Here is a 12761-nt window from a genome sequence, read left to right as displayed (position 1 = left end):
CGTGCTGTTCGTATGCCCTTGCCCAGCTACGCACGGAGTGCAGATGCTCTTCTCGCGGCTCAATATCAGGCCATGGCGAACCCGGACAATCGCAGTCGGCACGGTCATGGCGGTGGCGGTCACCACGATCGCAGGCGCTCCCGAAGCGTTGGCTGCAGACAAGGCTCGCGCCGCTGCGGTGGCTGCGGCCAAGGCGACCTCTACACAAGAGCATGTCACCGAGCGCCCCGACATGACGTCGGCCGGGTTGGCCGCTCGTCTGCAGAACTCCCGCGTGGAGGTCACCTCCGAGCGCACCGAGGAGTCCACGTCCTGGATCAATCCCGATGGGACCGTGACAACGGAGATCAACTCCGGGCCTATCCGCGTGAAACGCGGGGATGGCTGGGCTCCGGTCGACACCACGCTAGTTCAGGACGGTAACCGCCTGGTTCCCAAGGCAGCCGTCGCCGACATCGATTTCAGCGCGGACGGTTCTGGTGCCTTCGCCTCGATCGCTGATGACACCACGGTGAAGGTGAACGGCAAGCGTAAAGGTAAGGTTCGCCGCTTCGGCTTGAAGTGGGCCGGCCAGTTGGGCAGGCCGGAGGTTTCCGGCAGCACCATGACGTGGCGTGATGTCGCGCCAGGCGCTGATTTGGTCGTCCAGGCACAGGCCCGTGGTTTCGTGCATTTCGTGGTCTTCCGTGAGCGGCCCACCGGCCCGGTGGAGATCAAGCTGCCGATCGAGCTGTCCGGGATGAAGTTCGGCCAGCGTGCCGACCATGGTCTGCAGCTTGCCGACGATTCCTCCGGCAAGGTGATCGCCGCCGCTCCCGCGCCGCAGATGTGGGACGCCGCCGCCGAGGAGTCCCCCGACCAGGGCAAGCGCGCCGAAGTGGCCTCCGAGATCGTCAACGGCCCGGACGGACCTGCGTTCGTCCTCAAGCCGGATGCCGCGTTCCTGTCCGACCCGGCCGTGCAGTTCCCGGTCACGGTGGACCCGTGGATGAACCTGACCCTGCAGACCGACACCTTCGTCTCCACTGACTACCCCAGTTCGCAGACCGGCGGTACCTGGTTGCACGCGGGCAAGTTCGGCTCCGGCGCCAAGACCGCGCGCACCTACCTGCAGTTCGGGCTGAACGGGCTGACCCGCAAGCACATCCTGAATGCGGATCTGACCCTGTCGAACTACAAGTCCAACGCCTGCGGCAGCAGCGTGGGTTCGGGTGTGCAGGTGCGCCGGGTCACCTCGGCGTGGCAGTCCTCGACGCTGACCCTGGCGGCGCAACCGTCCACGACGACGACCGGCGCGGTCACCAACACCAACGCCTACGGCGATCCGGACTGCGCCGAGAGTACGATGCTGTTCTCGATCGAGGACATCGTGCAGGCGTGGTCGGACGGCACAGCGAACTACGGTCTGCAGATCAGGGCGGTGAACGAGTCCGATGCCACCAACTGGCGGATGTTTCGCTCCTCGGAGAACACCGCCGGCATGGCCGGGCCGAAGATCACCGTCGAGTGGAACTCCTACCCGACCGTGCCCTCAGCCCTGTCCATCACACCCAGCGCGGGCGGTACCAACGGCGGCACCTACGTCACCTCGCTGACCCCGACCCTGGCCGGCCTGGTCGGCGACGGCGAATGGGACACCGAGCGGATCGACTTCGAGATCCTGCGCGATCCCGCCTACCCCGCCGAAGGCACCGGCACGGTCTGGTCAGGCGCGGTGACCGGCCTCCAGCAGGGAGAGCTCGGCAAGATCCAGGTCCCGGCGGGCAAGCTCGCCGACGGCAAGCACTACCAGTGGCGAGCGCGCGGGTTCGACGGCACCGACTACTCCCGTTCCTGGTCGGCGCTGAAGAGCTTCACCGTCGATGTGACCGACCCGACCGCCCCGACCGTGAGCTTGCCGTCCTATCCGGCGAACGTCTGGTCGGCCAAGCAGACCCAGCCGGTGACCGCCACCCTGGACACCACCTCCGCCGACGGCTCGGGCTACTACTGGGGCCTGGACGACCCGTCCGCGCCGAACCTGGCCGCGGACAATGACGGCGGCGGCGACCCGCTGACCATCAGCATCGACCCCACACAGGGCTGGCACACCCTGTACGTCAAGACCCGCGACATGGCGCTGCGCACCTCGACGGTTACCGCCTACAGCTTCGGCGCGGGAGTCGGTCAGGTCACCAAGCCGCTAGACGAGGACCGCACCCAGGCCGCGATCGCCCTGGCAGCCAAGGCGGCCCCCGACCGCACCGGGGTGCGCTACGAATACAAGGCGGACGTCAAGACCGACGCCACCTGGTCCGCTGTTCCCGCCACTGATGTGACCGTACCGGGCTCGCCCACCCCGATCACCGGCTGGCCCGTGACTCGGACTGACACTAGCCAGCCGTTCGCGGAGCTGTACTGGGACGTCGCTCACACCATGCGGACTGCCGGCCGTGGCGACGGCCCCGTCGCGCTGCGGGCCTGCTTCACCAGCGGCACTGCCGACAACTGCTCCGATGCGGTCGGCTTCACCCTGGAACGGACCGCCTTCGGCGCCTCCTACGCGACCACGCCTCTCGGACCCGGGACCGCCGCCCTGCTCACCGGTGACTACTCAGTCGGCGCGACAGATGTCAGTGCGTTCGAACTGTCGGTATCCAGGGGCCACACCACCCTGGCCCCCGCCACTGTCACCGGCGCAGGCGGGGTGTTCGGGCCCGGCTGGACCGCCTCCTTCCCCACCGGCAGCTCGACCGTCGCCGGCAGCCAGTTCGAAGACCACACCGACAAGGGGTACGTGCTCTTCACGGGTCCTGACGGATCTCAGCTCACCTACACCAAGCAGGCCGACGGCACCTACCAGGGCGTCTCCGACGCCACCGACGGATCCACGGTGGTCAAGGACTCACCTACCCAGTTCACCCACACCGACGCCACCGGGGTCAAAACCGTCTTCAAGGCAGCCGCGGTGGCCCCGACCGCCCCCGCACACCTTTTCGCCGCCACGGCGGCTCCGGCGGTCGCGTCGGTCAACGAGCCCGACCCGCTGGAGATCGGGGTGAAGTTCACCGCCGACCAGCCAGGACTCATCACAGGGGTGCGTTTCTACAAGGGGCCGGGCAACACCGGGACGCACATCGGGAACTTGTGGACCACCTCCGGGCAGAACCTCGCCACCGGGACGTTCACCGGCGAAACCGCATCGGGATGGCAGACACTCACCTTCACCGCACCGGTTCAAGTTAGTCCTGGCACGACCTATGTGGCGTCCTACTTCGCCCCGGCCGGGCACTACTCCTTCGACGACAACTTCTTCGCCACGGCCACCGACAGCCCGCCGCTGCACGCCCCCGCCACCACAGAGGTGTACGGCGGCAACGGCGTCTACGGCTACGGGACGGCCTCCACGTTCCCGTCCGGGAGTTTCCGCGGCGGCAACTACTGGGTGGATGTGGAGTTCGTGCCCAACCAGGGCGCACCCGATCCCGCCCTGTCGACCGTGAGCACCACCAGCCTGTTCGGCGTGGCCGCCACCCCGGGAACCGTGGCCTCCACCGACCCCGACCCGGTCGAGTTAGGCGTGAAGTTCACCGCCGACCAGCCCGGATTCATCACCGGCGTACGCTTCTACAAGGGGCCGGGCAACACCGGAACCCACATCGGCAACCTGTGGACCGCGTCAGGTCAGAAGATCGCCACCGGCACGTTCACGGAGGAGACGGAATCAGGCTGGCAGACGCTCACCTTCCCCGCACCGATCCGGGTAACACCGGCCACAACGTACATCGCTTCCTACTTCGCTCCCACCGGGCACTACTCCTTCGACGGTAACTATTTCGCGTCGGCGAAGGACAGCCCGCCGCTACACGCGCCGGCCACCAGCGCCGTGTACGGCGGCAACGGCGTCTTCTCCTACGGCACCGCCTCCCAATTCCCCACCGGTTCCTTCGGTGGCGGCAACTACTGGGTCGACGTCAACTTCGCTACTGACTTGACCCGATGGGTCGTCAGCAGTGTCGACGAACCCGGCCAGGAGAACACCACCACCTACAAGCTCGACGGGCAAGGACGAGTGACCCGCATGCTCGCCCCGGTTCCCGCAGGAGTGGACTGCTCCGCAAGCCTGGTCGCCGGCTGCAAGACACTCGACATCACCTACGCCTCCGCCACCACGGCAACGGGCATCGCCTCCGGCTGGGGTGACTATGCCGGGCTGGTCAAGTCGATCTCATACACGGCCTACGACCCCGCAACCTCGGCGATGAAATCCACGATTGTCGCCACCTACGGGTACGACTCCACCGGGCACCTGCGCACGGTGACCGACCCACGTGTCGCGCTGACGACGACGTACTACTACACCGGCGAGGGCCGACTGAGCCAGGTGACCCCGCCCGGTCTGGCCCCATGGCGGATGGAGTACGACACCACCGGCCGGATCGCACACGTCACCCGGACCAGCCCTCAAGGGGAACTCACCCAAGCCATCGCCTACAACCTCCCCATCGGCGGCACCGGCGCCCCAATCGACCTGACCAGCACCCAGACCACCAAATGGGCACAGGCCACCGACCTGCCCCGCGTCGGCGCGGCCGTCTTCCCCGCTTCAAAGGTCCCCGATCGCGCCGGGGACGGCTCTTACCAGCCCACTGCGCCTGATTTCGAGTACAGCCAGCTCACCTACATGGACGTCAACGGCCGCGCCGTCAACGCCGCTGTCTATGGTGCGGGCGCCTGGCAGGTCTCCGCGTCTCGCTACGACGACTATGGCAACATCGTCTGGGAGATCGGCCCGGGCAACCGGGCCCAGGCACTCGCCCCCACAGCCGACACTGATTCCTATGCCGCGGGCCGTACCACATCGGCCGAGCGGGCCGATCTCCTCGCAACCGTCACCGCCTATGATGACTACGGCAATGTGGTCACCACCGACGGCCCCACCCACCGTGTCGCGCTGGCGTCGGGGACGGTGGTGTCGGCCCGCCAGCACACTGCCTACACCTACGACGAGGGCTTGCCCTCGAACAACCTGGCGTTAGGCCTGGTCACGACGACCAAGACCTCGCCGCGGGTGGTGGACGCCACGGCAGGCTTGACCGCCGCCGACACCCGGACGCTCAAGACCGGGTACGCCCCGATCGTCTCCGGGGATCCGTCCGGCTGGGATCTTGCCCAGCCCACCAGCCAGACCACGCTCGTACCTGGTGGCACCGACATCGTCCAGCGGGTTCGCTATGACGATGCCGGACGCCAGATCGAGCGCTGGATGCCGTCTTCGGCCGGTTCCGATGCCGGGACCACGATCACCACCTACTACACCTCCAGCGCCAACAGTGTGGCCGCGTGCGGGAACAAGCCCGAATGGGCCGGACTGGTGTGCCGTACCGCACCGGCGGCACAGCCGACCGGCCAGTCGCTGCCGGTCACCACTACCAGGTACGGGTACTTCGGCGGTGCCACCACAGTCACCGAGGACACAGGCAGCGTCGTGCGGACCAGCACCTCCACCTACGACGGGGCGGGTCGTGTCACCAATACATCGCTGAGCGTGACTCCCGCCTCGGCCGGTGGCACCGCGGTGCCGGACGTCACCTACACCTACAACCCGGCCACGGGATTGCAGACCGCGGTCACCGCCGGCGGTGCCAGTGTCAGCACCGCCTATGACACGTTGGGCCGGGTCACCTCCACCACTGACGCCGACGGCAACGTCTCCACAACCGGTTACGACGCGGCCGGCCGGGTGCTTACCGTCAACGACGGCAAGGGCACCTACACCTACACCTACGACGGAACCGACGCCACCGGGAAGGCCGAGCGCAGGGGCCTGGTGACCTCGGTCAACACTGGTGGAGCCGGCACATTCACCGGCGCCTACACCGCCGACGGCGCCTTGGCGCAGCAGAACCTGCCCGGCGGGCTCACAGCCTCCAGCAGTTACGACAACAGCGGCAGGAACATCGCGCTGACCTACGCCAAGGCCGGCGCCAAATGGCTGAACTTCTCGGCCGTTCCCGACGCCGACGGCCGGATCGTGCAGATGGTCAGCGCCCAAGGCAGCATGCAGGAGTACACCTATGATGGAGCCGGACGGCTGACCAAGGTCGCCGACACCTGGGGCACCCAGTGCACCACCCGGATCTACGGTTTCGACTCCGACACCAACCGCACCAGCCTCACCGCCTACCCAGCCGACGCCGACGGGCTGTGCTCGACGAGCACCACCCCGGTCAGCCAAACTTACGGCTACGACAGGGCCGACCGCATCACCACCAGCGGCTACACCTACGATGCGTTCGGCCGCACGACCCAGGTCCCCGCGGCGCACGTCTCCGGAAGCGGCAACGTGACGGTCGGGTACTTCGCCAGCGACATGGTCGCCTCACTGACCCAAGGCAGTCAGTCCTCCACGTTCAACCTTGACCCGGCCGGCCGGATCCGGTCGATGACCACCACCGGCGGTCCGCGCCCCGGCACGGTCACCAACCACTATGCCGGCGGGAGCGACAGCCCCGCTTGGATCACTGAGGCCAACGGCACCTGGACCCGCAACGTTACCGGCCTGAGTGGCCTAGGTGCGATCCAGACGAGCGGCGGCATCACCACTCTGCAACTGGCGAACCTGCACGGTGACGTCGTGGCCACCTGCGACTCCGGCACCGGCGCGACCGGCATCCAGGCCTATTTCGAACAGACCGAGTACGGCTCAGCCCGCCCCGACACCACCAATCCCACCCGCTACTCCTGGCTCGGCACTGCCCAACGTTCCTTCGACACCCTGGCCGGCTTCGCCCTCATGGGCGTCCGCCTCTACAACCCCATCACCGGCCGTTTCCTTCAAGTCGACCCGGTCATCGGAGGCAACGCCAACGCCTACGAATACTGCGGCGCTGACCCCATCAACTGCCGAGATCTGGATGGAAAGCGCTCCTGCGGATGGATTTGCGAGGGCGTAGCATGGCTGGCAGGTAAGGCCCTAGGCGTCGCTTGCGCTGTGTCTGGTTTGGCCTTCATACTCTGCAACGGTGCCATGGCGGGGATTGTAGAGGTCGGAAAGTACATCTATATGCGCTCGGATGGGTCTCAAGGAGGAATCAAGACTGGAGGGCTACTGTCCAGCTTCTTCAAGGGGTTTCTCCTTGGGGCGGTTTCAAGTACCGTGGTCGTCAAGGTCGTCAAGTTCTTCAACTTGAAGATCAGAACATTTATCTATAAATATCTCGCCAAATACATCCCCCGCAAGGCCTGGATGTACATAGACGACTTCATTTACAATTTAGGTCAGAGGCTCTATAATGGGACACATAGACCCTGGTGACCGCTAACAGGCGGAGTCCGGTGATCTAACTCGCACAAGCGCGCACCGAAGGCGGAAAGTGTGTACCGAATACACGCTTTCCGCCTTTGGCTGCGAAGGCACAAATCGTTAGGAGTTAATCTTGGCGGAAGATGGTCAGGGCCAGGACGGATTCATCCGTCGTATAGACAAGTCATTGGGTGGCGACCATCCGCCAACACGTCGGCAGCGAGCGGCGGCCGAAAGGCCCTTCGTGTGGGGAATGGGGTGGGGGCTCGCCGGAGGGTTCGCATTGTTCATTCTCTTTTCTGCAACTTCATGGCACAATGGCGAACGTCCGATTCCCTGGCTGCTGACAGCTCTCATCGGGCTCGGAACAGGCCTTTCTTGCGGGCTCGTCTTATCCTTTACAGCACTGGCTGAACGGCGAAGGCTGCGGGTGCGCGGAGATCATCGCCCGCGTCACGGTTCTCGCTAACTCGCATAAAAGACATTCTCATACTGAGCGTTTTTCATCCTGCTTCGCGTAGCTGAAGGACAAGGATCGCTTTGACGAGCTGACCTGCGCGAAGGGGGCAGCAGCGTAGTTTCCGCAGGATCCGCCAGTGCCGTACCGCACCGGCGGCACAGCCGACCGGCCAGTCGCTGCCGGTCACCACTACCAGGTACGGGTACTTCGGCGGCGCCACCACAGTCACCGAAGACACAGGCAGCGTCGTGCGGACCAGCACCTCCACCTATGACGGGGCGGGTCGTGTCACCACCAAATCGCTGAGCGTGACTCCCGCCTCGGCCGGTGGCACCGCGGTGCCGGACGTCACCTACACCTACAACCCGGCCACGGGATTGCAGACCGCGGTCACCGCCGGCGGTGCCAGTGTCAGCACCGCCTATGACACGTTGGGCCGGGTCACCTCCACCACTGACGCCGACGGCAACGTCTCCACAACCGGTTACGACGCGGCCGGCCGGGTCCTTACCGTCAACGACGGCAAGGGCACCTACACCTACACCTACGACGGAACCGACGCCACCGGGAAGGCCGAGCGCAGGGGCCTGGTGACCTCGGTCAACACTGGTGGAGCCGGCACATTCACCGGCGCCTACACCGCCGATGTCGACCGTCACGTAATTCCCCTGGGGTGGGGTGCACGTTATTCCCCCAGGTCCTGGCCGTGATCTATTTCTAGTGTGGGTCGGGTTTGTCTGTCGAGGCGACACGCCCGGGTCGTTTGTTCGGGCGGTAGCTGGGTCCGTTCATGAATACTTGATGGCTTGTGTTGATCAGCCGGTCCAGCAGCGATTCGGCGACGACCGGGTTGGGGAACAGCGGATACCAGTCGATCGGGGCGCCGGGCCGGCACCCCGCCGAAGAACTCAAACGCCTCCACATGGCAGCGGGTCCACTCGGTCTGCGACATCGAGATCACCGGCCGCACGAACATGTGCCGCGAGCAGCACAGCACCATCACAAACGCCTGCACCGTGTGCCGCCTGCCGGTCACCGGATCGGTCCACGGCCCCAGCCGGCCCCAGTCGATCTGCGCCTGCTCCCCGGGCACGTGCACCCGCGGGTTGAGCACCCGCACCCGCTCGGCGCCGATCTCGGCCGCGATGTTCGCCCGCACATACCGGCGCAACGACCGCCGGCGACACCGCCAGATCGTGTTCATCGCGCAGCCGCTGATGAATGGTGGACACTGTGACCCCGGCCTGCAGTTGCTGCGTGATGAACTCGTGGTGCGGCTCGATGTACTTCCACGTCACCTGCCGCAGCCGCAGGCTGCTCATCTGCGGGAACCAGCGGCGCACCTTGGCCGCCCACTCCGCCTCGCCGATCGGCGGTCCGCCCGGGGTCAGCCCCTCGGCGATCGCCGGGGCCAGGTACTTGCGGATCGTCTTGCGGTCCACCGCCAGGCTCTGGGCGATCTCGTACTGGGAGCGGCCCGCATACCAGTGAACCAAGATCTCGGTGATGTCGATCACGTCGAAGGTTCTCCTTGCCATCCCCGCTCCTCGCCACCGCTGACGAGGAGAAATGATCATCTTGTGGTGATGGCCAGGTCCACGCCGACACGCACTTGATCCCCCAGGGGAATAACGTGACAGCTCACCCGCGTCACGCTCCTCCCCCAGGGGAAAACCGTGACGCGCCAGGGGAATTACGTGACGCGCAACCCCTCACACCAGGGGAATTTCGTGATCGCCGACAGACAACAGCGGCAGGAACATCGCGCTGACCTACGCCAAGGCCGGCGCCAAATGGCTGAACTTCTCGGCCGTTCCCGACGCCGACGGCCGGATCGTGCAGATGGTCAGCGCCCAAGGCAGCATGCAGGAGTACACCTACGATGCGGCCGGACGGCTGACAAAGGTCGCCGACACCTGGGGCACCCAGTGCACCACCCGGATGTACGGATTCGATGTCGATACCAACCGCACCAGCCTGACCGCGTACCCAGCCGACGCCGACGGGCTGTGCTCGACGAGCACCACCCCAGTCAGCCAGACCTACGGATACGACCAGGCCGACCGCATTACCACCAGCGGCTACACCTACGACGCGTTCGGCCGTACGACCCAGGCGCCCGCAGCGCACGTCTCCGGAAGCAGCAACGTGACGGTCGGGTACTTCGCCAATGACATGGTCGCCTCGCTGACCCAAGGCGGCCAGTCCTCTACATTCAGCCTTGACCCGGCCGGCCGGATCCGGTCGATGACCACCACCGGCGGTCCGCGCCCCGGCACGGTCACCAACCACTATGCCAGCGGGAGCGACAGCCCATCCTGGATCACTGAGGCCAACGGCACCTGGACCCGCAACGTCACCGGCCTTTCTGGCCTAGGCGCTGTGCGAAAGAGCGACGGCACCACCAGTCTGCAACTGGCGAACCTGCATGGTGACGTCGTAGCCACCTGCGACTCCGGCACCGGCGCGACCGGCATCCAGGCCTATTTCGAACAGACCGAGTACGGCTCAGCCCGCCCCGACACCACCAATCCCACCCGCTACTCCTGGCTCGGCACTGCCCAACGTTCCTTCGACACCCTGGCCGGCTTCGCCCTCATGGGCGTCCGCCTCTACAACCCCATCACCGGCCGTTTCCTTCAAGTCGACCCGGTCATCGGAGGCAGCGCCAACGCGTACGACTACTGCAGCGCCGACCCGGTCAACTGTTCAGACCTCAATGGCGAGGCCCAGTGCGGCCTGTGGTGCGAACTGGCCGCTCAGGGGGCCGCGTGGGCCATCGGCGTCCTTGGTGCTGGGGTGTGCGGCGTCATCACCGGCGGTCTCGGGGCGATGGCGTGCGGCGCGGTCTTCGGAGCGCTCGGAGCAGGCGTCGGGTACTGGATCGAGACCTTGTGGACAGGGGGGTTCAGCAGGACCACCTTCAGGAACAAGGCGATTGCGGGAGCGGTCATAGGAGCCTTTGGCGGACCACTCGCGGCCCGCTTCTGGAAATCGAAGGCCGGAGTCGCCTTCTTCCAGAAAATCGCATCGGGGCTAAGTAGAGTGAGTAATGCGGTCGGTAAGGCGATCGGATGGATAATTGGCTCGAAGGCTGGGCGGCTCACGGCGCTGATAAGCTACCTCATCGGCCAAATCACCCTGCTGTACAATAGCGCCAGGGCGAGGCGGTAGATCGTCCTCTGAGAAGCGACTGAGAAGCGCTCGACGTGAGGTCCGCCCGATGCCGCGTTCGGCCGTCGTCCCAACGACGGCCGAACGCGGCATTAATGTGATCCGCCATCTTGTGGAGGTTTTGATGGGCTGGAAGGAATTGGCGCGGCGTGATTTCAGCTTAGGAGGGCTCTGCCTTCTCGGGGTCGTGTGCTTCGCTGTCAGACTAGTTCTAAGTCAGGTGCTCGACTATCCGGTGGGAGTGGGCGAGTACGTCATCTATGGCGTTTTGTGGGTGCCTCTCGCCCTGAGTTGGGTGTGGATGAGGTTCATCAAGCGCGCTGGCCGGGGTCGAGGTGAACGGATCGAGTAGCCGGTTCTGCCAGGGGGAAGTGGTGACGGCGATGTGCGGAAGAAACGGTGTTCTCCTCCGGAGGGCTTATTCAAAAGCCTGTTCCGGCTTATAAGTGGGGACCAACACACGCCGAGTAGCTTGGGCGTATGCCCTGGGGAGGTGGTTGCCTCCCCAGGGCGTATTCGTTAGAGGAGGCCGCGTACGTGGGTCGGTGGACTTTGGGATCACCTATAAGGGAGATGAACCTGTGTCCAAGGGCTCTGTGCGTTTCGTTGCCAAACAAAAAGAGCGCAAGGCGCGAAAGAATGTCTGATGAAGTTCCTTCGCTTACTGCCGGTGAAGCGAAGGAACAGTTTGGCCTCGGATGTGCGGCCACTATGGCGCTGGTCGTCTCGTCGTCACCGTCAGCGGTTTCTTGGCGCTTGGGTCGTCTTTTGCGGGCGTTGATGGGCGAGGGGACTCGGGGCATGCTGACGGCCCAGACCCGAGATTGCAACAAACGTTGTGTAACTGGGGCGGCTCATTCGTCTCGGATGACCGGCGGCTTCAGCTCGCTCACGTGGAGACCGGCGATTTGGCCGGCGGCACGCCGCCGGGTGAGCATGTCGCCGTGATCGACGTGGACGGTAACATCTACGGAGCAGAGGGCTCGACCGAATGGCTCGGTGACGCCGGTGCGACCGTCGTAGGCATTCTCGTCATCACTTGGGCGATCTGGGGTTGGTAGTCCTCGGGCCGTTCGCTACAAGTGCGGCTATGGGCGCCGCGACGTCGGGTCCGTGGGGGCATCACGCCCGGACACTCCAGTGACGACCGCGGGTGGGGGGCGAGGGTGGAACGTGTCCTGAAGTCCGTTGAACGAATAGAGCGTGCGAGGCATGAATTCGCCATAGGACATCCTCTGCGTTACGGCGTATGCTTCGGTGCCGCAGGAGGGTTCTCGATGTTCGTGATTTTCTCTCTTACGGCCTGGAAGAATGGGGAGAGGCCGATCCCCTGGCTGCTGTGCGCTGGGATCAGCCTCGGTCTTGCTGTGCTCACGGCAGTAGTCCTCTGCATAAGCGCTTGGTTCGAGCGATATCAGTGAGCAGTCGGCGAAGAAGAACTGGAGAGAGACGGCCGGTCCAGGTCGCGTCCCGGCCCAGGTCGACGGGGACGAGCTGGACCGGCAGACCTGCTCCTATATGCTGGCTTCAGCGCGCCCTTTTAAGGGCGACGCTCGCCGCACGCGGTAAGGCGCGTCCCGCAGCGCTTCCCTTGGCCCAGCTTTTATGATCATGCAGCTCGGCTCAGTGGACAAAGTTCCCTGTGTCGAGGTCGAAGTCGATCGGGGAGGGCAGGCGTAGTGGCTTGCCCATCGCCACGCGGGTGATGGTCTGGTGAGCCTATTTCAGCGGGCTTCCCGGAGTTGTAGGACGAGGATTGCTTTGACGATCTGACCTGCGCGAAGTGGGCAGCAGCGGAGCTTTCGCAGGATGCGCCAGGCCTTCAACTGGGCGTTCGCGCGT

The 12761-nt window shown here is 65.2% G+C and carries 5 protein-coding genes and 2 pseudogenes; 4 read left to right on the top strand and 3 right to left on the bottom strand.

What is annotated here, in order from left to right; genetic code table 11:
• The first annotated feature begins 43 nt into the window (after positions 1 to 43).
• Positions 44 to 7297: a DUF4082 domain-containing protein gene (locus DQ384_RS43810; RefSeq protein ID WP_181871529.1), complete on the top strand. Its 7254-nt coding sequence runs from the start codon at positions 44 to 46 to the stop codon at positions 7295 to 7297.
• Between the two features lie 491 nt (positions 7298 to 7788).
• Here DQ384_RS43810 and DQ384_RS31125 read toward each other — a convergent pair.
• Positions 7789 to 7884, bottom strand: a pseudogene (locus tag DQ384_RS31125) (IS5/IS1182 family transposase); the annotation flags it as partial.
• A 109-nt stretch (positions 7885 to 7993) separates the two neighbouring features.
• Here DQ384_RS31125 and DQ384_RS43805 point away from each other — a divergent pair.
• Positions 7994 to 8455, top strand: coding sequence for an RHS repeat domain-containing protein (locus DQ384_RS43805; protein WP_181871528.1), 462 nt, complete (start codon positions 7994 to 7996; stop codon positions 8453 to 8455).
• Between the two features lie 198 nt (positions 8456 to 8653).
• Here DQ384_RS43805 and DQ384_RS40580 read toward each other — a convergent pair whose 3' ends face one another.
• A complete protein-coding gene (locus tag DQ384_RS40580) occupies positions 8654 to 9262 on the bottom strand; it encodes a hypothetical protein (RefSeq protein WP_147268959.1) in 609 nt (202 codons plus the stop codon).
• Between the two features lie 325 nt (positions 9263 to 9587).
• Between DQ384_RS40580 and DQ384_RS31105 the strand changes: the two genes are divergently transcribed.
• Both DQ384_RS31105 and DQ384_RS41680 read left to right on the top strand, forming a co-directional pair.
• The gene (locus DQ384_RS31105; RefSeq protein ID WP_245966919.1) at positions 9588 to 10919 is read left to right on the top strand and encodes an RHS repeat-associated core domain-containing protein; all 1332 of its coding nucleotides are present in this window, start codon (positions 9588 to 9590) and stop codon (positions 10917 to 10919) included.
• An 893-nt stretch (positions 10920 to 11812) separates the two neighbouring features.
• Entirely contained in the window at positions 11813 to 11980 is a 168-nt protein-coding gene (locus tag DQ384_RS41680; RefSeq protein ID WP_181871527.1) for a hypothetical protein, read from the top strand.
• A gap of 663 nt (positions 11981 to 12643) precedes the next feature.
• Here the strand turns inward: DQ384_RS41680 and DQ384_RS31095 are convergent.
• Positions 12644 to 12761: pseudogene (locus DQ384_RS31095) on the bottom strand (IS5/IS1182 family transposase); the annotation flags it as partial.

The sequence above is a fragment of the Sphaerisporangium album genome, assembly GCF_003323745.1.
GTDB lineage: Bacteria > Actinomycetota > Actinomycetes > Streptosporangiales > Streptosporangiaceae > Sphaerisporangium > Sphaerisporangium album.
Note: the sequence above shows the minus strand (reverse complement) of the source record. Positions and strands in the feature narration are given on the sequence as shown.